Annotated in this window: 21 protein-coding genes and 3 pseudogenes; 10 read left to right on the forward strand and 14 right to left on the reverse strand. The window is 71.3% G+C overall.

The window, feature by feature from the left end:
* Positions 1-43: 43 nt before the first annotated feature.
* Positions 44-949: an SGNH/GDSL hydrolase family protein gene (locus ACWC5O_RS30265; RefSeq protein WP_450590765.1), complete on the forward strand. Its 906-nt coding sequence runs from the start codon at positions 44-46 to the stop codon at positions 947-949.
* 81 nt (positions 950-1030) lie between these two features.
* Here ACWC5O_RS30265 and pgm read toward each other — a convergent pair whose 3' ends face one another.
* Positions 1031-2671, reverse strand: a complete 1641-nt coding sequence (pgm, locus tag ACWC5O_RS30270; protein ID WP_450590763.1) for a phosphoglucomutase (alpha-D-glucose-1,6-bisphosphate-dependent) — start codon at positions 2669-2671, stop codon at positions 1031-1033.
* A 196-nt stretch (positions 2672-2867) separates the two neighbouring features.
* Here pgm and ACWC5O_RS30275 point away from each other — a divergent pair, with 196 nt between their 5' ends.
* Positions 2868-3497 (forward strand): DUF4328 domain-containing protein, encoded by a 630-nt coding sequence (locus tag ACWC5O_RS30275; RefSeq protein WP_450590762.1) that lies wholly within the window; start codon positions 2868-2870, stop codon positions 3495-3497.
* Between the two features lie 35 nt (positions 3498-3532).
* Here the strand turns inward: ACWC5O_RS30275 and ACWC5O_RS30280 are convergent, their stop codons facing one another.
* Positions 3533-4372 (reverse strand): chitosanase, encoded by an 840-nt coding sequence (locus ACWC5O_RS30280; RefSeq protein WP_450590761.1) that lies wholly within the window; start codon positions 4370-4372, stop codon positions 3533-3535.
* 269 nt (positions 4373-4641) lie between these two features.
* On the opposite strand from ACWC5O_RS30280, the gene mgrA reads away from it, so the two are divergent.
* The 5 genes and pseudogenes from mgrA to sph all read left to right on the forward strand — a co-directional run bounded on the left by mgrA (position 4642) and on the right by sph (position 7912).
* On the forward strand, positions 4642-5685 hold the full coding sequence (gene mgrA, locus ACWC5O_RS30285; RefSeq protein WP_450590759.1) for an L-glyceraldehyde 3-phosphate reductase: 1044 nt from the start codon (positions 4642-4644) through the stop codon (positions 5683-5685).
* A gap of 103 nt (positions 5686-5788) precedes the next feature.
* Positions 5789-5971 (forward strand): hypothetical protein, encoded by a 183-nt coding sequence (locus ACWC5O_RS30290; RefSeq protein ID WP_450590757.1) that lies wholly within the window; start codon positions 5789-5791, stop codon positions 5969-5971.
* A gap of 71 nt (positions 5972-6042) precedes the next feature.
* Positions 6043-6126 (forward strand): annotated as a pseudogene (locus tag ACWC5O_RS30295) (potassium transporter TrkA); the annotation flags it as partial.
* Positions 6127-6199: 73 nt separating this feature from the next.
* A pseudogene (locus tag ACWC5O_RS30300) lies at positions 6200-6781 on the forward strand (cation:proton antiporter); the annotation flags it as partial.
* 147 nt (positions 6782-6928) lie between these two features.
* Entirely contained in the window at positions 6929-7912 is a 984-nt protein-coding gene (gene sph, locus ACWC5O_RS30305; RefSeq protein WP_450590755.1) for a sphingomyelin phosphodiesterase, read from the forward strand.
* Here sph and ACWC5O_RS30310 read toward each other — a convergent pair.
* The 7 genes from ACWC5O_RS30310 to ACWC5O_RS30340 all read right to left on the reverse strand — a co-directional run bounded on the left by ACWC5O_RS30310 (position 7885) and on the right by ACWC5O_RS30340 (position 15085).
* Complete coding sequence (locus ACWC5O_RS30310; protein ID WP_450590808.1) at positions 7885-9522, reverse strand: MFS transporter; 1638 nt, start codon at positions 9520-9522, stop codon at positions 7885-7887. The two genes, sph and ACWC5O_RS30310, sit on opposite strands and share 28 nt — an antisense overlap.
* A gap of 155 nt (positions 9523-9677) precedes the next feature.
* Complete coding sequence (locus ACWC5O_RS30315; protein ID WP_450590753.1) at positions 9678-10151, reverse strand: MarR family winged helix-turn-helix transcriptional regulator; 474 nt, start codon at positions 10149-10151, stop codon at positions 9678-9680.
* An 86-nt stretch (positions 10152-10237) separates the two neighbouring features.
* Positions 10238-11224, reverse strand: a complete 987-nt coding sequence (locus ACWC5O_RS30320) for an MASE1 domain-containing protein (RefSeq protein WP_450590751.1) — start codon at positions 11222-11224, stop codon at positions 10238-10240.
* Between the two features lie 59 nt (positions 11225-11283).
* Complete coding sequence (locus tag ACWC5O_RS30325; RefSeq protein ID WP_450590750.1) at positions 11284-12153, reverse strand: PP2C family protein-serine/threonine phosphatase; 870 nt, start codon at positions 12151-12153, stop codon at positions 11284-11286.
* Positions 12154-12256: 103 nt separating this feature from the next.
* Positions 12257-12883, reverse strand: coding sequence for a DUF998 domain-containing protein (locus ACWC5O_RS30330; RefSeq protein ID WP_450590749.1), 627 nt, complete (start codon positions 12881-12883; stop codon positions 12257-12259).
* 164 nt (positions 12884-13047) lie between these two features.
* On the reverse strand, positions 13048-13740 hold the full coding sequence (locus ACWC5O_RS30335) for an alpha/beta fold hydrolase (RefSeq protein ID WP_450590748.1): 693 nt from the start codon (positions 13738-13740) through the stop codon (positions 13048-13050).
* 136 nt (positions 13741-13876) lie between these two features.
* The gene (locus ACWC5O_RS30340) at positions 13877-15085 is read right to left on the reverse strand and encodes a hypothetical protein (RefSeq protein ID WP_450590747.1); all 1209 of its coding nucleotides are present in this window, start codon (positions 15083-15085) and stop codon (positions 13877-13879) included.
* Between the two features lie 144 nt (positions 15086-15229).
* Between ACWC5O_RS30340 and ACWC5O_RS30345 the strand changes: the two genes are divergently transcribed.
* Positions 15230-16675 carry a glyceraldehyde-3-phosphate dehydrogenase gene (locus tag ACWC5O_RS30345; RefSeq protein ID WP_450590746.1) on the forward strand — a complete coding sequence of 482 codons (1446 nt, stop codon included), beginning with the start codon at positions 15230-15232 and terminating at the stop codon, positions 16673-16675.
* 75 nt (positions 16676-16750) lie between these two features.
* Here the strand turns inward: ACWC5O_RS30345 and ACWC5O_RS30350 are convergent, their stop codons facing one another.
* From ACWC5O_RS30350 to ACWC5O_RS30360, 3 genes and pseudogenes are all read right to left on the reverse strand, one after another.
* The gene (locus ACWC5O_RS30350; RefSeq protein WP_450590745.1) at positions 16751-18688 is read right to left on the reverse strand and encodes a collagenase; all 1938 of its coding nucleotides are present in this window, start codon (positions 18686-18688) and stop codon (positions 16751-16753) included.
* A 148-nt stretch (positions 18689-18836) separates the two neighbouring features.
* Positions 18837-19790 carry a LysR family transcriptional regulator gene (locus tag ACWC5O_RS30355; RefSeq protein WP_450590743.1) on the reverse strand — a complete coding sequence of 318 codons (954 nt, stop codon included), beginning with the start codon at positions 19788-19790 and terminating at the stop codon, positions 18837-18839.
* A 199-nt stretch (positions 19791-19989) separates the two neighbouring features.
* Positions 19990-20232, reverse strand: a pseudogene (locus ACWC5O_RS30360) (imine reductase family protein); the annotation flags it as partial.
* Between the two features lie 210 nt (positions 20233-20442).
* Between ACWC5O_RS30360 and ACWC5O_RS30365 the strand changes: the two are divergent.
* A complete protein-coding gene (locus ACWC5O_RS30365) occupies positions 20443-21012 on the forward strand; it encodes a TetR/AcrR family transcriptional regulator (RefSeq protein ID WP_450590741.1) in 570 nt (189 codons plus the stop codon).
* 34 nt (positions 21013-21046) lie between these two features.
* Positions 21047-22228 (forward strand): GDSL-type esterase/lipase family protein, encoded by a 1182-nt coding sequence (locus ACWC5O_RS30370; protein ID WP_450590739.1) that lies wholly within the window; start codon positions 21047-21049, stop codon positions 22226-22228.
* Between the two features lie 21 nt (positions 22229-22249).
* Here the strand turns inward: ACWC5O_RS30370 and ACWC5O_RS30375 are convergent, their stop codons facing one another.
* Together ACWC5O_RS30375 and ACWC5O_RS30380 are read right to left on the reverse strand one after the other, a co-directional pair.
* Positions 22250-22921 (reverse strand): class F sortase, encoded by a 672-nt coding sequence (locus tag ACWC5O_RS30375; protein WP_450590738.1) that lies wholly within the window; start codon positions 22919-22921, stop codon positions 22250-22252.
* 110 nt (positions 22922-23031) lie between these two features.
* Entirely contained in the window at positions 23032-23664 is a 633-nt protein-coding gene (locus ACWC5O_RS30380) for a hypothetical protein (RefSeq protein WP_450590736.1), read from the reverse strand.
* Between the last annotated feature and the right edge of the window lie 15 nt (positions 23665-23679).

Consider the following 23679-nt stretch of genomic DNA (forward strand, 5'->3'; position numbering starts at 1 on the left):
CGAGGGGGGCCGTGCGATGTCACGGCCTCAGGGGGAGGAATCCATGGCGAACGACACGCACAGGACGGGCGGGGCGAGAGGCCGGCGGCGAACCGCCGCGCTGGGGGCGGTACTGGGGGGCTGCGCCCTCGTCGCCGCGTCGACGGTGCCCGCGGCGGCCCACGGCCGCGACCTCACCTACGTCTCCCTCGGGGACTCCTACACCTCGGGCCCGCTCATCCCGAGCCAGGTGGACGCCAACTGCGCCCGCTCCGACCACAACTACCCCTCGCTCGTGGCGGCGCAGCGCGAGGCGACCACGTTCAAGGACGTGAGCTGCGCCGGGGCCACCACGAACGAGATGTGGAAGCCGCAGGGCACCAACGACCCTCAACTCGATGCGCTGGGACGGGACACCGACCTGGTGACGGTGCAGATCGGCGGCAACGACGTCGGCTTCGGTTCGATCATCGGCACCTGTGCCCGCCTCGGCGCCCAGGACCCGACGGGCAACCCCTGCGAGCGCTCCTACGAGGCCGCGGGCTACGACCAGTTGGCGCTCACCATCCTGGAGACCGCGCCGAAGATCGACCGGGTGCTGCGGGCCGTGCACGCCCGTGCCCCGCATGCGCGGGTGGTCCTCGTCGGCTATCCGGACCTGCTGCCGGACGACGGCAGCGGCTGCTTCCCCTCGGTGCCGTTCGCGCAGCGGGACTTCCCCTATCTGCGGGACACCGAGAAGCGGCTGAACCTGATGCTGCGCCTGGTCGCCGCGTGGAACCGGGCCGAGTACGTGGACACCTACGGCCCCACGGTCGGCCACGACATGTGCAAGGCGCCCGCGGACCGCTGGATCGAGCCGCTGCAGCCGGCTTCGCCCGCGGCCCCCGCGCACCCCAACGCCAAGGGCGAGGCCGCCATGGCACAGGCCGTGCTGGACCGGCTGGAGCGGGGGCGCGGACGCGGCTGAGCGGACTCGGCGACGGCCTCCGCGCACCGGTCGCATCGGTCGCGGAGGCCGTCGTACCGCCGTCGTACGGGTCCTGGGGCGTCAGCCGCCGAGCGCGGCCTGGACCACGCCCTTGGCCTCTTCCTGCACCCGGGCGAGGTGGTCCGGGCCGAGGAAGGACTCGGCGTAGACCTTGTAGACGTCCTCGGTGCCCGAAGGGCGGGCCGCGAACCAGGCGCTGGCGGTGGTGACCTTGATCCCGCCGATGGCGGCGCCGTTGCCCGGCGCCTCGGTGAGGACGCCGGTGACCGCCTCGCCGGCGAGCGTGTCGGCGGTGACCTGGGCCGGGGACAGCTTCGCGAGCAGTGCCTTCTGCTCGCGGGTGGCGGGGGCGTCGATACGGGCGTAGACGGGTTCGCCGAAGCGGGCGGTCAGGTCTGCGTAGTGCTCGGACGGCGTCCTGTCCGTGACCGCCGTGATCTCGGAGGCGAGCAGGGCGAGGAGGATGCCGTCCTTGTCGGTGGTCCACACCGAGCCGTCGCGACGCAGGAAGGACGCGCCGGCCGACTCCTCGCCGCCGAACCCGAGGGTGCCGTCGGCCAGCCCGTCCACGAACCACTTGAACCCGACCGGCACCTCGACCAGTTGCCGGTCCAGGTCGGCGGCGACGCGGTCGATCATCGTGGAGGAGACGAGCGTCTTGCCGACGCCCGCGTCGGCGGGCCACTGCTCGCGGTGCCGGTAGAGGTAGGAGATGGCGACCGCGAGGTAATGGTTGGGGTTCATCAGGCCCGCGTCGGGGGTGACGATGCCGTGCCGGTCGGCGTCGGCGTCGTTGCCGGTGGCGATGCGGAAGCGGGCGCGCTGCTCGATGAGGGAGGCCATCGCGTAGGGCGAGGAGCAGTCCATCCGGATCTGCCCGTCCCAGTCCAGCGTCATGAACCGCCAGGTGGGGTCGGTGTGCGGGTTGACCACGGTCAGGTCGATGCCGTGCTCCTCGGCGATCCGGCCCCAGTAGGCGACGGACGCTCCGCCGAGCGGGTCCGCGCCGATGCGCACACCGGCCGCGCGGATCGCGTCGAGGTCGAGGACGTTCGGCAGGTCGCCGACATAGGCGCCCAGGAAGTCGTACCGCTGGGTCGTGTCGACCCCGAGCGCACGGGTGTACGGCAGCCGCTGCACGTCCTTCAGGCCGCCGGCGATGATCTGGTTGGCCCGGTCCTGGATCCAGGAGGTCGCCCCGGAGGCCGCCGGGCCGCCGCTGGGCGGGTTGTACTTGAAGCCGCCGTCGGCGGGCGGGTTGTGCGACGGGGTGACGACCACGCCGTCGGCGAGGCCTGAGGTGCGGCCGCGGTTGTGGGTGAGGATCGCGTGCGAGACCGCGGGCGTGGGGGTGTAGCCGTCCGCGCTGTCGATGAGCACGCTCACGTCGTTGGCCGCGAACACCTCCAGGGCGGTGACCTTCGCGGGCTCGGACAGGGCGTGCGTGTCGGCGCCGAGGAACAGGGGGCCGTCCACGCCCTGGGCGGCGCGGTACTCGCAGATGGCCTGGCTGGTGGCGGCGATGTGGTCCTCGTTGAAGGCGGTCGCCAGGGACGAACCCCGGTGCCCCGAGGTGCCGAACGCCACCCGCTGCCCCGGGTCGGCCGGGTCGGGATGCAGCGTGTAGTACGCCGTGACCAGCCGGGCCACGTCGACAAGGTCCTCGGGACCGGCCGGCCGGCCGGCTCGCTCGTGCGGCATGAGTCCGCTCCTCCGCATCGGTGTGATCGATCGCTCGGGCCCCATCTTTCCTCGTCAGGGGTCCGGCAGGCGAGTGCGCCACCGGGTGGCGAGCGGACTGGGGCAGCTGCCCTATGATCCGGTCCTCCGATCTTCCGACCCGACCACCGTCACGCTGTGCCCACGCGTGCCGTCCCCGACAGGCAGGTGTCCCCCTGTGTCCGGACCCATCGTCAAGGCCCCCTGGCCGCTCGCCCGTTGCGCCCAGGCCGCCGTGGCCGCGGCAGCCGTGACGGACGTCTGGCGGGCGGTGACCGTGCGGGCGCACCGGCTGCATCCGCAGGACACGCCCCTGAGCGCGTCGGGGCGGGCGTCCATGGTGTACGTGGACGAGTCGATCGTCGCGATCGTTCTGTTCCTGGTGTGGTTCTCCCGTTGCCGGCGCAACGCTCAACTCCTCTCCCCCACGCCGTTGCCCGGCTCCGCCGCCTGGGCCGTGCTCGCATGGCTGATCCCGGTGTTCCATTTCTGGGTTCCGCGCGGGCTGGTCCTCGACGTGCATCGGGCGAGCGGCCCCGGTACGGCCGAGGGACGCGACCGCGTGCTGGTCAACGTCTGGTGGGCGGCCTGGGTCGGGCATGCGCTGGTCGCCGCCGTGGCCGTCTGGCCGCACCAGGGGACTTCGCTCGCCCTCCTCCTCGTGACCGAGTTCCTGGAACTGGCCGCGGGGGCCCTGGCGATCGCCGTGATCCAGCGTGTCACGGCACGGCAGTCCGCCGCGCTCGACGCGGCACGCCCGTTCCCGGGCGCCGCGGAACTGCAGCGCCCGGAAGCGGACGTGTCCTAGGCCGCCGCGCGGAACGGCGGCGCGGTCCGGGCTGCTCAGCCGATGTGGTAGCTGTCCCCGTATACCTTCCAGTCCAGCGGGGTGTTCAGGTCGAGGTTGCCCCTGCGCAGGAAGACCCGCTGTTCGGTGTCGACCCTGCTGGTGTCGCTGTGCGCCTCCTCCTGCTTCATGGCCCACACCCGGGCGTCGAGGAAGGCGTTGAGGTACGTCGTCTCGTTGCCGCCCTGCGCCGGCGGCTTGGCGCTGCGCAGGGCCCGCTTGCGGATGTTGCGGAAGCTGGTGGGGTCGTCGCCGTCGCCGTGCATGACGATGGCGTCGTAGTAGGTGAACTGGCCGAGGGCGCGCAGCCCGTCCGTCTTGCCCTGGGCGACCGCGGGGTTGAAGTAGACGCGGTCGCGTTCGTCGTTCTGCGCCTGCTGGAACGCGGAGTCCTGGGCGGCCTTGCGCCAGTCCTTGGGGTAGTTGGGGTCCAGGCCGCTGTGCGAGTCGCTGCCGTTGACCCGGCGCAGGGCCGGCAGGTACTTGGCCAGGACGTTGCCGGGCTTGCGGTCGGTGTAGAGCTGGACGAGGTCGAGCATGTCACCGGTGCCGGAGCAGAAGCCGATGATGCCGGCGGTGTAGCCGCGGCCGTCGCCGATGTCCTCGATGTACTTGTACTGGGCCTTCCAGTCGAGCGAGGAGTTCTCCGCGCTGGAGACCAGCTGCATGGCTGTCTCCTTCTTCGCCGGGTCGTCGAGGCCGGACGCGGCCGCCGGTGCCGCCGCGACGCGCTCGACGCCGAGCAGGGCGCCGGAGGCTACGGCGCCGAGGACGGCGACGACGGTCCGGCGGGAGAGGCGGGCGGAGACTGCCGATTCGCGCTCTGTGTGCTCCACTAGGACTCCAAGTAGGTGTGGGGGGTGGGAAGTTGGTCCGTAACGCACTGGTAGGAAAGTTTCCTATCAAACCCAGCGGGGACCGGTAACCCGTCTCGGGGGAAGTTCGTAGGATCGAACAGCGCGGCTGTACCGCATTCGATTCAGAAACCGGACCGCTCAATGCCATGCGAGGCAGCGGTTGGACTTACGAATCATGAAGGCGCAGGGTGGACGAGCCCCTTCGCACACGGGGGGGCACCCCTACGGCACCACCCGGAGACCACCCGATGAACCACGTCGCGGACCCCGATCGCTACAACGGCACCATGCGCTACCGCCGCACCGGCCGCTCGGGACTGGACCTCCCGCTCCTGTCCCTGGGCTACTGGCACAACTTCGGCGACGACCGCCCCTTCGAGACCCAGCGCGAGATCGCCCTGCGCGCCTTCGACCTCGGGATCACCCACCACGATCTGGCCAACAACTACGGTCCGCCCTACGGTGCGGCCGAGATCAACTTCGGCCGGCTGCTGAAGCAGGACCTCGCACCGTACCGGGACGAGCTGGTGGTCTCCACCAAGGCGGGCTGGGACATGTGGCCCGGCCCCTACGGGCAGGGCGGCGGCTCCCGCAAGTACGTGCTGGCCTCACTGGACCAGTCCCTGCGCCGCACGGGCCTGGACTACGTGGACATCTTCTACTCCCACCGGCTGGACGCGAGCACGCCGCTGGAGGAGACGATGGGCGCGCTCGACACGGCCGTCCGCCAGGGCAAGGCCCTGTACGTCGGCATCTCCTCCTACGACGCCGAGCGCAGCCGGCAGGCGGTCGCGATCCTGCGCGAGCTGGGCACCCCGCTGCTGATCCACCAGCCGTCGTACAGCATGGTCAACCGCTGGATCGAGACGGACGGCCTGCTGGACACGGCCGAGGAGGAGGGCTTCGGCGTCATCGGGTTCACGGCGCTCGCCCAGGGCCTGCTGACCGGCCGCTACCTCGACGGCGTACCCGAGGGCTCGCGGGCCGCGGCCGGCACGTCGTTCGACCCGGCGTGGCTGACCGAGGACATGCGGCACCGCCTGCGCTCCCTGAACGCCATCGCCGCCCGGCGCGGACAGACCCTGGCCCAGATGGCGCTGGCCTGGGCACTGCGGGACGAGCGGGTCACCTCACTGGTCATCGGCGCCTCCCGCGTCGAGCAGCTGGAGCAGAACGTCGCCGCGCTGGAGAACCTCGACTTCAGCGCCGAGGAACTGGCCGAGATCGACAAGTACGCCACCGACGGCGGTGTGGACCTGTGGCGGGACGCGCGGCTGGGAAATCTGGACTGAAATCCGGCACGCAGTGACACCTGACACTGACATAAGGAAGAAATAGGACATAATGGAAGCGATCCGGCCCGCGACCCCGCTATTTCAAGGAGCCGCTTCCCGCATGGCGCACGGAGCCCATCACAGCCCCTTCCCGTCCCCCCATCCCGACCTGCGTCTCGCCCGCGACTGCACGCAGTGCCTCGGCTGGGGCACCGTCGTCACCCGCGACGGGGACCACGAACTGTGCCGCACCTGCCAGCCCGACCAGGGCGACGGCGAGGGCGGCCTCCGCTCCGCCTCGTAGCCTGCCCCCCCTGTCCGACCGGAACCCTTCACACGGCCGTTCGCCACCAGGTCAGGCTTACGGGCACCGGCTTCCGGCCGGCCGGCGGGGACACGCTGATCTTGATCGGCACCCGTGAGGGCGTCGACGCCGCCGTCATGCCCGGCCGGGAGTGAGGCGGATGCACTCCTCCGCGGTCTTCCTGATCGAGTCCGACGCGATCATCCTGGCCCTCGGGCTGCCCGGCCCTGGATCTCCTCGTCCGGAGTGATCGCCAAGGTCCTCGGCGACCTGGGCCGGACCGGCAACCGGGAGACCCCGGTGATCCTCAGCATCCTCGTGCTGGAGGACCTGTCGATGGCGGGCGGTCTACCTGCCGGTGGCCACCGCCCTGCCGGCCGGGACCGGTCTGGCGGCGGGCAGCGTCACGCTCGCCATCGCCCTGGGCATCGCGGGCCTGGTCCTGCTGCTGGTCGTGCTGGGGCTGACCCTGCTGGCGGCCGGTGTCGCCCAGCAGCTGCAGGTCGCGGCAGCGGTGGGCGCGGGCGCGCACAACCTGCTCGCGCCCCCGCGGGAGCAGTTCGCGGCGGTGTTCCTCGTCCTCTTCGGGCTGCACACCGATCCGGGCAGCATCCCGCCCGTGCTGCTGCCCGCGCTCGCCCTGGCCGTCGGCACCACGTCCTCATCCTGGTGGTCCTCGGCCCGCTGACCGCCCGCTACACCGAGCCGGTCACTCTGCCGCTCACCGGCCGGCGAGCCCGCCGTACGGCTCCGGCTGCCGGACCGGCCGAGGACGCGGCCCCGCTGGAGGACACGGTGGGGCGCCCCTGAGACGACGAGGTCGCGGTTGCCCCGAAGCGGACTCCTCGCCTCCTCCACTGTGAGCCATCTGCTGCCCGCACGGGTGTTACCAATGGGTAATCCCAGGTGATTTGATGTGCGGCGCCACTCAACCCCCTTCACCCACAGGGAGATCCAGTGACGCTCTTCGCACCCCGCCGTGCTCTCGGCGCGGCCGTGCTCGCCCTCGCCCTGCCCGCGGCGGCGCTCGCCGGTTCCACGCCGGCGGCGGCAGCCGGGCAGGCACCGGCGCTGAAGGTCCTGACGTACAACGTCTTCCTCATGAGCAAGAACCTGTACCCGAACTGGGGCCAGGACCACCGCGCCGCGGAGATCCCGAAGGCGTCCTTCTTCCACGGCAACGACGTGGTCGTCCTCCAGGAGGCGTTCGACAACTCCTCGTCGAACGCGCTGAAGAGCGCGGCCGCGGCCGAATACCCGTACCAGACACCGGTGGTGGGCCGCAGCAAGGACGGCTGGGACGCGACAGGAGGCGCGTACTCGTACACCACGCCCGAGGACGGCGGGGTCACCGTGCTGAGCAAGTGGCCGATCGTGCACAAGGAGCAGTACGTCTACAAGGACGCGTGCGGCGCGGACTGGTGGTCCAACAAGGGCTTCGCGTACGTCGTCCTGGACGTGAACGGCACCAAGGTGCACGTGGTCGGTACGCACGCACAGTCCACGGATCCCGGGTGCGGTGCGGGTGAGGCGGCGGCGATGCGCAGCCGGCAGTTCAAGGCCATGGACGCGTTCCTGGACGCCAAGAACATCCCCGCCGACGAGGAGGTGCTGCTCGCGGGCGACCTCAACGTCGACTCACGCAGCGGCGAGTACGCGTCCATGCTGTCCGACGCCGGTGTCGTCGGCGCCGACGGGCGCACCGGGCACCCGTACTCCTTCGACACGCAGGAGAACTCCATCGCCCACGACCGCTACCCGAACGACCCGCGCGAGGACCTCGACTACGTCCTCGCCCGCGCCGGTCACGCCCGCCCGGCGGGGTGGCGCAACGAGGTCGTCAGGGAGCAGTCGGCGCCCTGGACGGTGACCAGCTGGGGGACGTCGTACACGTACACGAACCTCTCGGACCACTACCCCTTGCGGGCGTACGCCGGATAGGAGCCCTTCGTGGTGTCGTCACCGACGGGCTCGTGGCCCCCGCGCAGGGCGGAGGCGACGGCCGAGACCAGGGCCATGCCGGCGGCGACACCGAAGACGATGGTCAGGCCGTGGTGGAAGGGGCCGGAGACCAGTTGCGGGAAGAACGTGTGACCGGTCAGGGTGGCGCGCTGGGCTGCCGTCAGGTGGTCCAGCGCGCCGCCGGAACCGAGCAGGTGGCCGATGGGGTTGTTGCCCAGGAAGGTCGCGAAGAGGGTGCTGACCGGGGGCAGTGAGGCCACCTCGTGGGCGGTGCCGGCGGGCACGCCGTGCGCCTGGAGTCCGCTGCTGAGCGTCGACGGCAGCGAGGAGGCCAGCCCGGAGACCATCAGCGAGAAGAAGACGCCGATGGACAGGGCGGTGCCCGAGTTCTGGAAGGTGGAGCGCATTCCGGAGGCCACGCCCCGGTAGCGGGCGGGGACGCTGCCCATCACGGACGAGGTGTTGGGCGCGGAGAACATGCCCTGGCCGAAGCCGTTGAGGAAGAGCAGCGTGGCGAACGGGCCGTACGCGAAGTTCACGGGGAGCGCCAGCAGGCCCAGGAAGGAGCCGGCGACCACGATCAGGCCGGCCGTGGAGAACAGGCGGGCGCCGAACCGGTCGGAGAGGTAGCCGGAGACGGGGCCGGCGATCAGGAAGCCGAGGGTCAGCGGCAGCATGAAGATGCCGGCCCACAGCGGGGTGTCCTCGAAGTCGTAGCCGTGCAGCGGCAGCCAGATGCCCTGCAGCCAGATGATGAGCATGAACTGCAGCCCGCCGCGGGCGATCGCGGTCAGCAGGGCGGCCAGGTTGCCCGCGGCGAAGGCCCGCACCCGGAACAGGGACAGCCGGAACATCGGCTCGGCGACCCGGGTCTCGACCACGCAGAAGGTGAGCAGCAGGCCGACGCCGCCGATCAGGCCCGCGAGCACCCAGGGGTTGGTCCATCCGGTGGCGTGGCCGCCGTAGGGCTGGATGCCGTAGGTGATGCCGGCGAGGAGGATGCCGGCGCCCGTGGCGAAGGTGAAGTTGCCGAGCCAGTCGATCCGGCCGCGTCCGCCGGCCGCGGTCTCGCGCAGGCTGAGGTACGACCAGATCGTGCCGGTCACGCTGACCGGGACGCTGACCCAGAAGACCGCACGCCAGTCGACCGCGGCCAGCAGGCCGCCGGCGAGCAGGCCGAGGAACTGCCCGGCGAGCGCGGTGATCTGGTTGATGCCGAGGGCCATGCCGCGCTGCCGGGCCGGGAAGGCGTCGGTGAGGATGGCGGCCGAGTTGGCGGTGAGCATGGAGCCGCCGAAGGCCTGCACGATGCGCCAAAGGATCAGCCACAGGGCGCCCGCGCCCGCCCGGAACGGGTCGAGGGACAGCGCGACGGAGGCGCAGGCGAAGACCAGGAAGCCGAGGTTGTAGATGCGGACCCGGCCGAACATGTCGCCGAGCCGGCCGAGGACGACGACCAGCACGGCCGAGACCAGCAGATAGCCGAGGATCATCCACAGCAGATAGCCGATGTTGCCCGCGGCGAGCGGGTCCAGGCCGATCCCGCGGAAGATCGCGGGCAGCGAGATGATCACGATGGAGGCGTCCATCGTGGCGATCAGGACGCCGAGTGTGGTGTTGGACAGGGCGACCCACTTGTAGCCGGGTCCGGGCGGGGTGTTACGGAGGCGGGCGGAGCGGGCGAACAGCCGGTCGCGCGGGCTTTCGGCGGACCCTCCCGGGACGCTGCCGGGCACCTGGCCGCTCACAGCCGTTCCGCCAGCCGGTCGAGGAGGGGCAGCGTGGCGCGCAGTGCTTCGCGCTCCTCCGGGGTGAACTCGTCCAGGGCGTGTGCGAGCCGGGCCACGGACTCGGAGCGGCGCTCCTCCAGCACGGTCCGGCCCGCGTCTGTGATCGACACGATGGCCCGCCGTCCGTCGGCTGCGTCGGGGGTACGGCTGACCAGTCCGCGCTGTTCGAGCCCGGCGAGTGTGGTGCCCATCGCCTGGGGGCGGACGCGCTCCAGCTCGGCGAGCGAGCCTGGCGAGTCCGGTCCGGCGGTGGCCAGCCGGGACAGCACGGAGACCCCGGAGAGGGTCACGTCCCCGACGGCGTGCGCCTGGCGCAGCCTGCGTACTGTCCGGCCCATGGCCAGCCGCAGGGCGGCGGCGAGCGCAGTGTTGTCCTGCGGCGGGCACGGGGGGTGGGTGCCGTTCTCGGTCCTGTTCTCCACGTCCACGATTACTAACAATAGGTTTATCAGTTTGGACTGTTCAACCAGGCGTGCGCAATCGGCGCGGGGCCGGGCGGCGGCCACGCCTTGGGTCACGGCCGGTCGTCGGGGTTCGGAGGCGGGCGGGACGGCGGGGGCTCGCCCGCGGTGAGGTGCTCCAGGACCCCTACCAGTTCCTGGCACGCCCGTTCGACGGAGCGGCGGGTGTTGTGCTGCTCGGTGATGACGGCGGACAGCAGCAGCGCGGTCAGGGCCATCGCCCCGTTGAAGGCCTGGAGTTTCGCCATGACCTCGATCCGGTTCAGCCCGGCGAAGGCCCCGACGCCGTCCGTCGCGGCGACGGTGGCCAGCACGGACGTCACCAGCGCGCAGGACATGCCGCCCACGAGCTCGAAGCGCAGGGCGGCCCAGATGATGAGCGGATAGACGAGGAAGAGGATGCTCAGCGAGCTGTAGGCGGCCAGCGGTACGACGCAGCAGACCACGATCGCCAGCACGGTGGCCTCCTTCCAGCGCGCGAGCGGCGGCGGCCAGCGGGCCCTGTACAGCACCAGCAGGAGGGGGGTGACGATCAGGACGCCCATCGCGTCGCCCACCCACCACGCCAGCCAGACGGCCCAGAAGCCGTGCTCGGCCAGCTTGCCCGTGAGCACGAGGAGGCCGACGCCGATGGTCGAGCTGATCAGCATGGCGGTCAGCGCGCCGAGGAACACCAGGGCGAGGCCGTCGCGCAACCGGCTGAGGTCGGTGCGGAAGCGGGCCCGGCGCAGCAGCAGTACCGCACACACGGGCGCGGCGGTGTTGCCGAACACGAAGCCGAGCACATCGAGGCTGGGCGGGGAGAGGTACAGGACGGCGAGGAGCGCCCCGAGGGCGACTCCGGGCCAGCAGCCCAGTCCGAAGATCAGCAGGGCGGCGACGGCGACGCCGGTGGGCGGCCAGATGGGGGTGAACACGGAGCCCTCGACGACGAGCCGGCGCAGGAGCCCGAGCCGCGCCGCGCCGTAGTAGCCGGCCGTGACGACCAGCACCTTGACGACGTAGCCGCCCGGCCGGCGCAGATCCTCGAAACCCACCACAGCAGCAATCTCACACCGATGGCCCGCCGTCGGCGAGGTGAGAGCCGTCCGGTCCCGCTCTATGGCTGAATGCCGGGCCTCACATCGCCCCACCTGTCCGACAGCCATGTCCCCGGCCCGTCGAGGCCCACGACGAGGACGGCTGCGTCGTCCTCGTGCCCCACGCTCTCCGCGCCCTTGATCACGGCGGCGGCCAGCGCGTGCGCCTCCAGTCCCGCGACGGCCGCGATGCCCGCGAGCCGCACCACCTGGTCGAGGCCGTCCTCGATACTCAGGGACGGGCCCTCCACGACACCGTCGGTGAGCAGGACGAACACCCCGCCCGCGGTGAGCCGGTGCCGGGTCACGGAGTACTTCATCCCCGGCACGATGCCGAGCGGTGGCCCTCCCTCGTCGTCCACCACACCGGACTTTCCGTCCGCCGTGGCCCAGACGAAGGGGATGTGCCCGGCCCGCGCGCTCTCGAGCACGCCCGTGGCCGGGTCGAGCCGCATGAAAGTGCAGGTGGCGAACAGTTCGCTGCCCAGCGAGAGCAGCAGCTCATTGGTCCGGGCGAGGAGTTCGCCCGGCTCGCTGGTGACCGAGGCGAGGGCGCGCAGCCCGGCCCGGACCTGGCCCATGAAGGCGGCGGCCTCGATGTTGTGACCCTGTACGTCGCCGATGCACAGCCCGATCCGGCCGTCGGGCATGGCGAAGGCGTCGTACCAGTCGCCGCCCACGTTGAGGCCGTAGCAGGCGGGCGCGTACCGCACCGCGAGGTGCAGGCCCGGGGCGGCGGGCAGGTCCCGGGGCAGCATGCCGCGCTGCAGCGCGATGGCCAGCTCGACCTGGGTGCGCTGCAGCTCCGCGCGCTCGCGTGCCTGGGCGGTGAGCGAGCCGAGTCTGGCCAGCAGCTCGTCGCCGTCGTCCGTGGAGCGCTTGCGGGGCATCGATCACTTCCGGATGGGCGGTGGCCCGTCGGGGCAAACGCCTAGATTTTATCTTTACCGGGGGATCCTGCCCCAGGGGGATTTCCCGCCCTGAGACGTCTGGTCACCGAGCGCCCCGCACGGCCAGGCCCCGGACGCCGAGGGCGGCCGCCCACAGCAGCAGCGGGAACGCCGCGACCCGCTCCATGCCGCCCATGCCGAGCCCGAGGTAGTGGTGGCAGAGGAAGAGACCGAAGGCGGTGAGTGCCACGGCGCCGAGCAGTCCGCTCCCCCACCGCAGGAGGCGCGGCACGTCCAGAGCGGCGCCCGCCAGCAGCAGGCCGAGGTTGCCGGTCGCCATGATCAGCAGAGCGCCCAGGACGTGCTGGTTCTCGTGCACGTCCGCGGGTGCGAGCCCGGCCAGCACGAACCCGGCGCCGGCACCGGCCAGCAGCAGCCGGGACGCGGTCGCGGTCGCACCGCGCCGCCACAGGGCGCCGGTCAGCAGGACACCGGCGACGAACAGCACACCGAGGGTGACGAACGAGACGTTCATCAGCGTGTGCTGGGGCGAGCAGACGTGACGCGGTTCGGGGTCCGGCTGCCAGGCGCAGTGCGCGTTGCCCAGATCACTGATGTTGTTGCGCGCCCAGCTGTACGGCCTCGCCCACGCCGACTCGACGACGCCGTGCAGGACGAAGAACTGCGCCACACCCACGACCCACGCCGCACACCCCCACCGATACCGCACCTGTCCGCCTCTCCTCGACTGCCTTCGGTCGACTCCGGTGCCCACAGCCGATCACGCGGCAGAGCGCCGGGGCACTGCGGCAGACCCCCGGAAGAGGGGTGAGGATGTCCCCCGGTGTGCGGCTCAGCCGTACCGGCCCCGGCACCCGAGCGGCGGACGCGATCTCACATCCATCCGTCCAGTGCCGACATGAACCCCTCGAAGTCGTCCCGGTAGAGGGTGTGCCCGGCCCCCGGGACGGTGCGGATCTCAAAACCCCTCCGCGCCAGCTCCGCCGCCGCTTCCGGGGATACGAGACGACTGGAGTCGGCCAGCATGACAAGTGAGGGCACCACCGGGCGGGCCGGGGTCCGGCTGACCGCGTAGGCGTCGGGGAGGGCGTGGGCGGTCGCGGGGTCCCAGACGGCGAGCGTGGCCAACTCGATCTCCACGTCGGCCTCTTCCCACCGCGGGTTGAAGCCGGTGATCATCGCACGGGGCGCGTTCTTGAAGGACGCGAAGCCGGTGGCGGCCGCGGTGGCGTTGCCACCCAGTTCCCAGGCCGGGTCACAGTAGACGGCCCGGTCCGGTGCGAGGCGCTCGACGGCGAGGGCCAGTGCCATGGCACCGAGCGAGTGGCCGATCGCCAACTCCGGGCCCTTGGGCAGGGTTTCCACCAGGTCGTCGGCCCAGATCTCGGCGCCGTACTCCCCCCGGCCGCTCGCGCCGTGCCCGCGCAGGTCCACGCCGATGACCCGGTACCCCTTGTCCGCCAGGGCCGGCGCGACCCGGCGCCAGGTCCTGTGGTCGGACATGATCCCGTGGACCAGGACAGCGACCCGGTCCCCGGTCCCCCATTCACGGGTGTGCAGCTTCATCAACGCGCCTCTCTCGTCAGGACTTCGCACGATCCTTTCGTTGAACCGACCCCGGATCCGGCCGATTCCTGGTGCGGCGGCCGCTCGCCCCGTGAAGAACCGCCGGCCGCCGTCCGGCCCCGGGTCGGCCGGTGACTCATAGCGGGGAGTGGACCACCACCGTCACGTACGCGCCGTACAGCAGGGACACGACGGCCAGGGAACCGCCGACGAGCAGGGCCTGGGCCGGGCGTACCCGCCAGGTGCGGGCGAGGGCACGCGCCGGAGGGATCAGCAGGGGGAAGACCGGCAGCAGGAAACGCGGCTTGGACGAGAACGAACCGGAGCCGCCGACCACGAGCAGCACCAGCACCCCCGCGAAGACGACCAGGGCGAGCGGGGCGCGGTCCAGGCAGAGCAGCCCGAAGAGGACCACGGAGACCGCGACGATCATCAGGGCGGCGGGGTAGACGAAGCCGCCGCCGTGCAGGAACAGCGCCCTGAGGAAGCGCAGGGCACCGGCGCCGAAGTCGAAGCGCGAGTCCCAGGCGCTCTGGATCTTGAAGTAGCCCCCCAGCGGGTCGCCGGTCTGCTGCCCCACCCACACGACATAGGCGAGCCAGCCCAGCGGGGCGAGCAGGGCGCCGGCCCACAGGGTCGCGGGCACCCGGCCACGCTGGCGCAGCACCTCCTGCGCGGCGGCGAGGCCTACGGCCGCCGCCACGGCGAATCCGGTCGGCCGGGACAGACCCGCCAGCGCGGCCAGCGAACCGGCCCAGAGCCAGCGGCCCCTGAGCACGCAGTACAGGGACCAGACGGCCAGCGCGGCGAAGAGGGACTCGGTGTAGGCGATGGTCAGCTCGACGGCGTGCGGCAGGACGGCCCACAGTCCGACCAGGGCGGTGGCGACGGCACGCCCGTACAGGTGGTGGCCGAGGACGTAGATGCCGTAGGCGGCCGCGCCCGCGGCGGCCCAGGCGACGAGCAGCGCGGCCTGGCCGGGGGTGAGCGGGAGGACCGTGGTCAGGGCCCGGACGAGCCCGGGGTAGAGCGGGAAGAACGCCCAGTCGGCCTGCACCCCACCGCTCGGGGTGATCCAGATGAGGCGCCCGTAGCCATGGGTGGCGATGTGCAGGTACCAGCGGGAGTCCCAGGAGTGGGCCAGGCTCCTGACCAGCGGGTGTCCGGTGAGGTGGTTGGCGACCATCACGACGAGGATCCCGGCGGACCGGACCGCCGCGAACAACGCGAGGGCCGGCAGGGCGCCTTCGGGGATCCGCTGCCGGGCGACGAGGGGCAGCGCGGGGCGGCGGAAGGGACGGGACGGGGCGGCCGGCTCGGGCCGGGGCACAGAGGACGTTCTCACCCTCAGACCATGGTCACGGCACTGCGGGCATGCAAACCGCGACCCGGCTTTCTTACGGTCTTCCACCCTGATTCAGGACCCCCGTAAAGACCAGAAGCGGTTGTTGTTATCATCTGAGCGCTGCCTAGCTCGAAAGATGGATCTGTGACTGTCAACGACGACTCGTTCACCAACTGGAAGAACCGCGAGGAGATCGCGGAGTCGATGATCCCGATCATCGGGAAGCTGCACCGCGAGCGGGACGTGACGGTCCTGCTGCACAGCCGCTCCTTGGTGAACAAGTCGGTGGTCAGCATCCTGAAGACGCACCGCTTCGCCCGGCAGATCGCCGGCGAGGAGCTGTCGGTCACCCAGACCATGCCGTTCCTCCAGGCTCTGACCACCCTCGACCTCGGGCCGTCCCAGATCGACATCGGCATGCTCGCCGCCACCTACAAGGCCGACGACCGCGGCCTGAGCGTGGCCGAGTTCACCGCCGAGGCCGTCGCCGGTGCCACGGGCGCGGGCAAGATCGAGCGCCGCGAGGCCCGCGACGTCGTCCTCTACGGCTTCGGCCGCATCGGCCGACTCGTCGCCCGCCTCCTGATCGAGAAGTCCGGCTCCGGCAACGGCCTGCGGCTGCGCGCCATCGTCGTCCGCGGCGGCGGAGACCAGGACATCGTCAAGCGCGCCTCGCTGCTGCGCCGGGACTCCATCCACGGCCAGTTCCACGGCACGATCACCGTGGACGAGGACAACAGCACGATCGTCGCCAACGGCAACGCGATCAAGGTGATCTACGCCGACGACCCGACGTCCGTGGACTACACCGAGTACGGCATCCGGGACGCCATCCTCATCGACAACACCGGCAAGTGGCGCGACCGCGAGGGCCTGTCCAAGCACCTGCGCCCCGGCATCGACAAGGTCGTGCTGACCGCGCCGGGCAAGGGCGACGTCCCGAACATCGTGCACGGCGTCAACCACGACACGATCAAGCCGGACGAGCAGATCCTGTCCTGCGCCTCCTGCACCACCAACGCGATCGTCCCGCCGCTGAAGGCGATGGACGACGAGTACGGCGTGCTGCGCGGTCACGTGGAGACCGTCCACTCGTTCACCAACGACCAGAACCTGCTGGACAACTACCACAAGGCCGACCGCCGCGGCCGTTCCGCGCCGCTCAACATGGTGATCACCGAGACCGGTGCCGCCTCCGCCGTCGCGAAGGCCCTGCCCGACCTCAAGGCGAAGATCACCGGCAGCTCGATCCGCGTCCCGGTGCCGGACGTCTCGATCGCGATCCTCAACCTCCAGCTGGGCCGCGAGACCACCCGCGAGGACGTCCACGACTACCTGCGGAACGTGTCGCTGACCTCGCCGCTCAAGCGCCAGATCGACTTCACCACGGCGCCCGACGCGGTCTCCAGCGACTTCATCGGCTCGCGCCACGCCTCGATCGTGGACGCCGGGGCCCTCAAGGTCGAGGGTGACAACGCGATCCTCTACCTCTGGTACGACAACGAGTTCGGCTACTCCTGCCAGGTCGTCCGGGTCGTCCAGCACGTCTCGGGCGTCGAGTACCCGACGTACCCGGCGACGGCGGTCTGACGCCGGCGACCCGCGTGACACGTACGGCCGCCGACCGGGGTTCCGGTCGGCGGCCGTTCGCTCGGGCGCGGGCGGTCAGGCCGCCGAAGGCCTGGCGCAGGCGCCCGCGGCGCACGCCGTGAGCCACTGGTCGAAGTCGGCGTCGTAGCGAGTGCCGATGCCGTCGTGGTAGACGGCGTATCCGCCGGCGTAGTCACCGGCACGGAAGCGGTCGAGCATGCGCTGGATGTCGTCGGGGTGCCGCTCGGACATGTAGCGCACGGCGAGGTAACCCCACGGGTAGGTGCGGGTCACGTCGCTGTTGGCGTAGGTGTTCTCGAACAGGGTGCTCAGCCTGTACGTGTGCTTGGCGGCCTCCTGGATCGCCTGGTCGTCGGCGAGACCCCGGTAGCTGTAGGAGACGTACTCGGCGAGGCCCTCGATCCACCACACGTCCGGCACCGAGGTCTGCCGGGTGAAGTCGCCCGACATGTCGTCGCGGGCGTCGAGGAAGTGCGTGTACTCGTGGTTGAGGTTCCAGATCCGGGCCACGAAGCCGTCGTCGTAGTTCTTCTGGTACATGATCGACGTGACGTGGTTGGCCGGGTCGGACGGGTCGCCGTCGAGGGTCATCCCGCCGTTGTCGGTGCTGATGCCGTAGATCGGGCCGGCGTAGGTCTGGTAGTCGGTCCGGCTGGCGAAGACCACGAGCTGGATCGTGGACACGTACTGGCCGGGTATCGCTCCGTCGGCCTTCACCAGACCGCGGAAGTAGGTGCTCTGGTTCAGCACGCTGGCGCAGGCGGCGTCGAGGTCGTCAGCGGTCAGGGACTGGGCGAGGATCGTGACGTTCGCGTCGCAGCGGCGGCTGATCGGCAGAATGGCCTTGGTGAGCTTCGCCGGCAGGTCGCAGACGTCGTAGTAGGCGCAGTTGGCGCTGTCGTAGTAGTTGGCCTGCGTGGCCACGGCGACCCAGAGCCCGGCCGTGGGGCCGGTGATCTCGGTCTGGTCCAGCAGATCCTTGGTCAGCGGCTGGACGGTCTCCCGCAGTTCCGGGTGCTCGACGTAACGGGCCAGGTTCATCCCCGCGTTGGAGTCCAGGAAGGCCAGATCGGTGCCGAGCTGGTCGGTGTTGGCCAGCGCGAAGTCGTACAGGGTGTCGATGATGCGCGGGTCGGCGTCGACCGCCTGCACGTACGCCGGGTTCCAGTTGCCGCGCCACAGCGGCGTGTAGACGTCATTGACGGCCCTGACCATGCTGTCGACGGCGTCGTAGGAGCTGTCGTAGTCGCCCAGCAGCCGTCGGTAGACGTACAGATAGCGGCTCTGCTGGTCGGCGCTGTCGGTGAGGATGACGGTCTCGCCGAGGATGTCGCCGTTCGCGGCCGTCACGTCCCGGGAGTGGGAGCGGGCGAAGAAGGTGTCCAGGCCGCCCGTGACGGCGGTGGTGAGCCGGGAGGTGTACGACCCCACGTCACCGGGGTGGTTGAACTGCACGTAGTAGCCCGCGCGCAGGAAGAGGACGAGCTGCAGCAGGCTGCCGGAGTTGTCGCCCTGGTACTGCCCGGCCGATCGCGTGAACGCGTTGGTCACGGTCAGCATCTGCGCCTGACGGAAGATGTCGTGCGCGTCCCGGCCGGTGACCGAGAAGAGGGTGTTCACGCAGTCCGCCGAGGACGCCTTCACGAACGAGACGAGGGCGGATCCGGTACGGCTGCCGAAGTCGGCCGGAGTGCAGGAGGCCGCCTTGGTCACACCGTGCGGAGCGGTCTCCATGCTGCGGGTGAACTTCGCTGGCTGGGGCGGGAGTTGGGCGGGGCTGAGGCTCTTCGCCTGAGTCGCGGGGCGTTCGGTGCCACCGATGGTCGGGCCGGTGGGGGGTGGCGCCGGGGTGTGCCTGCCGGGTGTGTGCGCGGCAGTACCGGACTGCGGCTGAGGTGCTGCCAGCGCCGGTGTGGACAGCAGGCCGGCCACGGTGACGCAGACGGCGGCGGTGCCGGCCATGCGTCTGGGCAGCGCGAAGCGATAGCGCATCGGGATTCCTCCACGAAGGGATGCGCCTCGGTGGGGTGTTGAGGCGTGTGAGGCACTGTCTCAGCGCGCCACCCGCACAACAATGGCGTGTGACATAGCACATGGCACTACGGGCCCATAACATCGCGGCTCGCGGCGACGGCGTCCGCTACGCCCCGGCGATGCTCCAGGTGCGCGACGCCCAGGTCCTCAAGTGCGGTGCCTGGGCGACCAGATCGCGGTAGGCGCCGAGGGCCGACTGGAAGAGCGTCTCCACGACGTCGGCGGTGACGGCGTCGGGACGCCAGGCCAGCACATAGCGGCACCACAGCGGCGAGCCGGCCAGTGGCTTGACCGTGACGTGCGGGATCGGGCGCAGCGTCGGCTGCACCAGGGACACGCCGAGGCCATCGGCGATCATGCTCTGCAGCTGGGTCTGGTCGCCGAGGAACTCGTGTACCGCGACGGGGGTGAACCCGGCCGCGGCGCAGGCGTCGTAGAACACCCCGGGCCAGCCGGCGCCGTCGTCCGGGGTCACGAACCAGTCGTCCTCGGCCAGGTCGGCCAGCTGCACCTGGGCGTACTGGCGCAGGCGGTGACGCGAGGGCAGGGCGACGAACGTCGGCTCGGTGACGATGCCGCGGTGTTGCACGGCGGTCGAGTGCCGCAGCTCCATGCCCGGGTAGTCGGCGGCGATGGCCGCGTCCACCGTCCCCTCCTCCAGCAGTTCCACGATCCGCGAGGAGGCGTAGACGCTGGTCACGGCGAGGGACAGATCCGGCAGCCGGGTGCGGACGCGGGAGACCGTGCCGGAGAGCATGGGCGAGTTGGTCGCGGCCACACGCAGGGTGCGGCGCGGCCGGGCGGGGGCGGGGCGGTGGCCGATGGCGTCGGCGCGGGCCAGCACGTCCCGGGCCTGGGCGACCACCTCGGCGCCGTACCGGGTGGGCCGCACTCCGCTCGCGCTCCGTTCGAAGAGCGGCTCGCCCAGGTGGCGCTCGATGCGTCTGAGCTGGGTGCTCACGGCGGGCTGCGAGTACCCGAGGTGCGCTGCGGCGCGGCCCACGCTGCCCGCGTCGGCGACCGCGCACAGCACACGCAGGTGCCGAAGCTCCAGCTCCATCGGTGCACTCCCCCGTCTCGTCCCACGGCCGGCTCCGGGGGACCGTCCGTCTCCCGGGAAACCCATGCTCACAGCTCCGCCGGCCTGGTCGCGGCCCGCGGACGGAAGCGTTCCATCGCACGGACGCTCGCACAAGTCGCGGATCCGCGTCCGTTACGTTCCGTCCGCACGCCGGCACGGGGAGTCGTCGTACCCCGCGTCAGTGCCGGCCGAGCACCTCCGCGACCCGGATGAACCCGTCCGTGCCGGGCCCCAGGCCGATGACCCGCCGGGCCATGCCCTCCGCCGCGCGCATCACGCCCGCGTCGATGCCGTGGGTCTCGGAGAGGGCGACGACATGGGCCATGGTCGAGACGGCCGAGGTGACGGGGTTGACCGCCCCGGAGTAGGTGCCACTGTCGGCGTCTTGCGCGAACTCCGTGAAGAGCGGCGGCAGGATGGCGAGGCGGTCGCGCTCCTGGCCGCGGACCGGGAGGGCGGGGCCGCCCGTGGACCAGGAGGAGTTCGTCAGCCGCTTCTCCCTGGTCGCCCGCGAGTCGACGGGCGGCTGACACCACCTTTCCTCGGCACCGAGTCTCACTACAGCACTATCCCATTTGCCTAAACCATTTAGGAAGCCACATAATCTCTATCGGCAAATAGGAGGAAGCTTATGGTGCGCGCAGGACTGACCGCGGAGCGTCTCGTCCGGGCGGGAGCGGAGCTGGCCGACGAGGTCGGCTTCGAGCAGGTGACGCTGTCCGCGCTGGCCCGGCGTTTCGACGTCAAGGTCGCCAGCCTGTACTCGCACCTGAAGAACTCCCAGGAACTCAAGACCAAGATCGCCCTGCTCGCGCTGGAGGAACTCGCCGACCGCGCCGCCGACGCGCTGGCCGGCCGGGCCGGCAAGGACGCCCTCCAGGCCTTCGCGAACGTCTACCGCGACTACGCCCGCGAGCACCCCGGCCGCTACGAAGCGGCCCGGTTCCGGCTCGACCCGGAGACCGCCGCCGCGAGCGCCGGCGGCCGGCACGCCCAGATGACCCGGGCGATCCTGCGCGGCTACGACCTGACCGAACCCGACCAGACCCATGCGGTCCGGCTGCTCGGCAGCGTCTTCCACGGCTACGTCAGTCTCGAGTCGGCCGGCGGGTTCAGCCACAGCGCCCCCGACTCGCAGGACTCCTGGAACCGGATCCTGGACGCCCTCGACTCGCTGCTGCGCAACTGGCCGACGCCCTGACTCCCCCTCCCCTTCCATCGACAGGCTCGCACCGATGTCCTCGTACGACCGGCTCACCACCCCCCTGACCGCCGACCTCATACGCGGCGCCCTCGAACTGGAACGCACCGAACACGGACTGCTGCCGCACCGGCTTCCGGCCCGGGCCCGAGCCCAGTCCGCCGACCCACAGCTGCACATGGCGGAGTCCCAGCCGTCGGGCGTGCGGCTGGTCTTCCGCACGCGTGCCACCTCGGTCGAACTCGACACGCTGCCGACCAAACGGGTCTACGTCGGCGCCCCGCCACGCCCGGACGGCGTGTACGACCTGATCGTCGACGGGCGCCCGGCCGGCAGCGCGTCCGTCACCGGCGGCACCACCCTGACGATCGACATGGCCGCCGGCACCGCCGAGCAGCGCCCCGGCCCGGTGGGCACCGTGCGCTTCACCGGCCTGCCCGCCGTGGTGAAGGACGTCGAGATCTGGCTGCCCCACAACGAGACCACCGAACTGGTCGCCCTGCGCACCGACGCGCCCGTCGAGCCGGTGCCGGGCCGGGGCCGCAAGGTGTGGCTGCACCACGGCAGTTCGATCAGCCACGGCTCCGACGCCGCCAGCCCCACCACCACCTGGCCGGCACTCGCCGCCTCGCTCGGCGGGGTGGAGCTGATCAACCTCGGCCTGAGCGGCAGCGCCCTCCTCGACCCGTTCACCGCACGCACGCTGCGCGACACTCCCGCCGACCTGATCAGCGTCAAGCTCGGCATCAACGTGGTCAACACGGACCTGATGCGGCTGCGCGCCTTCGGGCCCGCCGTCCACGGCTTCCTCGACACCATCCGCGAGGGCCGGCCGGACGCCCCTCTCCTCGTGATCTCGCCGATCCTGTGCCCCATCCACGAGGACACGCCAGGCCCCTGCGCCGTGGACTTCGGCTCCCTGAGTTCCGGGCAGTTGCGGTTCCGGGCCACCGGCGATCCGGCGGATCGGGCGTACGGCAAGCTCACCCTGGGAGTCGTCCGGGAGGAGCTGGCCCGGATCGTGCGGCAGCGGTCCGCCGATGATCCGCATCTGTACCACCTCGACGGCCGTGACCTCTACGGGGAGGCCGACAGCGCCGAACTTCCGCTGCCCGACGACCTCCACCCGGACGCCGCCACGCACCGCCGGATCGGCGAGCGCTTCGCCGCGCTGGCCTTCGCCCCGGGCGGCCCCTTCGCGGACGGCGCCGTCTGACCGTACCGGTCTGCCGGTCCGTCACACGAGGTGGGCGAAGACCACCAGGTTGTCGGTGTAGTCCTTCACCGAGTGGTCGTAGTCCCCCGCACAGGTGATGAGCCGGGCCTCGGGGCGCGCCGTGTCGGCGTACACCCGCTTGCTCGGGAAGTCGTCCTTGGCGAAGGTCTCCGTGTCGTCCACGACGAAGTTCGCCCTGCGCCCGTCGGCCCGGTCGACGGAGAACCGGTCGCCGGCCTCCAACTGGTCGAGGTTGGCGAAGACGGCCGCGGAGGTCACCGTGTCGACGTGTCCGGCGATGATCGACGTGCCCGCCTCGCCGGGCGAGGCGCCTTCCGAGTACCAGCCGACCAGGTTGATGTTGGCCGCCGGCGGGGGCTCGAGCCGGCCGGAGGGGTCGAGGGAGAGGGCGGCGAAGGGGGCGTCCACGGAGATCTTCGGGATGAGGAGCCGGATCGGCACGGACCGGGGCAGCGGCCGGCCTGCCTGCTGGGTGTCGCCCGTGGCGGCGCCGGTCGCGCCCGAGGTGCGGGATGCGTCCGGGGTGTCGTTCGCACCGTGGTGGCCGCCGAAGAGACTGACGGCGAGGACGGCGATCGCCACGCCCCACAGGGTCAGCCGCCCGCCGAAGCCGGGGGTCGCCTGGCCCGCCGCCCGTTCGGCGGGGGGCGGGGAGGAGGGATCTGCTGCCATCGGACACCACCTCACTCGGGCACGGCAGCACGCGGATCGGGGCTCGGGGGCGGGCCGCCGGCCCGGTGTGCGCCGGCGGCGGCCGCATCCCCTGGCATGTGGGAGTCCGGTCAGGACGCCGGCTCGGCGGCCTTCTTGCGACGCAGTGCGTACATGCCGGTGGCGCCTACCGCGAGCACGGCGAGCCCGCCCGCGGTGACACCGGGCGTGGCGAGGGCGCCGCCTCCGGTGTGCATGCCGCCGCGCGGCTTGTCGTGGTCGTCACCGCCGCCGCCCCAGTCGTCCTTGTCCCCCTTGTCGCTGTCTCTCTTGTCTCCCTTGTCTCCCTTGTCGCCCTTGTCGCCCTTGTCTTCGTCCTTGTCCTTGTAGGTCTCGGGGTCGAACCTGCTGTCGTCGCCGCTCGAGCTCCAGTCGTCGTCACCCCGCACCGCGGCGAGGGCACCGCCGCCCGTGTGCATTCCGCCGCGCGGCGAGTCGTGGCTGCCTCCGTTGTCGCGATCCGTGCTGTAGTCGTTGTCCTGGTCGCTGTCCGACCCCTTGTCGTGGTCGCCGCCGGAGCCCTTGTCGTGGCCGCCGCCGGAATCACTGTCGTGGCCGGAATCGCTTTCTTGGTCCCTGCTGTACGAGGAGTCGTCACGGCCGCCGTCGTCCCCGGCCGATACGGCGAACACGGCGCCGGGTGTGGCAAAGGAGAGGGCGGCCGCGGCGGCAGCCGTGGCGAGCAGGATGCGGGCAGAACGCATGTCGAGGTCCTTCCG

It is taken from the genome of Streptomyces sp. NPDC001450 (genome assembly GCF_053597295.1).

Coding starts and splice junctions, on each gene's coding strand:
- ACWC5O_RS30265 (WP_450590765.1), top strand. CDS start 44: ATGGCGAACGACACGCACAGGACGGGCGGGGCGAGAGGCCGGCGGCGA.
- pgm (WP_450590763.1), bottom strand. CDS start 2,671: ATGCCGCACGAGCGAGCCGGCCGGCCGGCCGGTCCCGAGGACCTTGTC.
- mgrA (WP_450590759.1), top strand. CDS start 4,642: ATGAACCACGTCGCGGACCCCGATCGCTACAACGGCACCATGCGCTAC.
- ACWC5O_RS30290 (WP_450590757.1), top strand. CDS start 5,789: ATGGCGCACGGAGCCCATCACAGCCCCTTCCCGTCCCCCCATCCCGAC.
- ACWC5O_RS30310 (WP_450590808.1), bottom strand. CDS start 9,522: ATGGACGCCTCCATCGTGATCATCTCGCTGCCCGCGATCTTCCGCGGG.
- ACWC5O_RS30325 (WP_450590750.1), bottom strand. CDS start 12,153: ATGCCCCGCAAGCGCTCCACGGACGACGGCGACGAGCTGCTGGCCAGA.
- ACWC5O_RS30335 (WP_450590748.1), bottom strand. CDS start 13,740: ATGAAGCTGCACACCCGTGAATGGGGGACCGGGGACCGGGTCGCTGTC.
- ACWC5O_RS30350 (WP_450590745.1), bottom strand. CDS start 18,688: ATGCGCTATCGCTTCGCGCTGCCCAGACGCATGGCCGGCACCGCCGCC.
- ACWC5O_RS30355 (WP_450590743.1), bottom strand. CDS start 19,790: ATGGAGCTGGAGCTTCGGCACCTGCGTGTGCTGTGCGCGGTCGCCGAC.
- ACWC5O_RS30365 (WP_450590741.1), top strand. CDS start 20,443: ATGGTGCGCGCAGGACTGACCGCGGAGCGTCTCGTCCGGGCGGGAGCG.
- ACWC5O_RS30370 (WP_450590739.1), top strand. CDS start 21,047: ATGTCCTCGTACGACCGGCTCACCACCCCCCTGACCGCCGACCTCATA.
- ACWC5O_RS30375 (WP_450590738.1), bottom strand. CDS start 22,921: ATGGCAGCAGATCCCTCCTCCCCGCCCCCCGCCGAACGGGCGGCGGGC.
- ACWC5O_RS30380 (WP_450590736.1), bottom strand. CDS start 23,664: ATGCGTTCTGCCCGCATCCTGCTCGCCACGGCTGCCGCCGCGGCCGCC.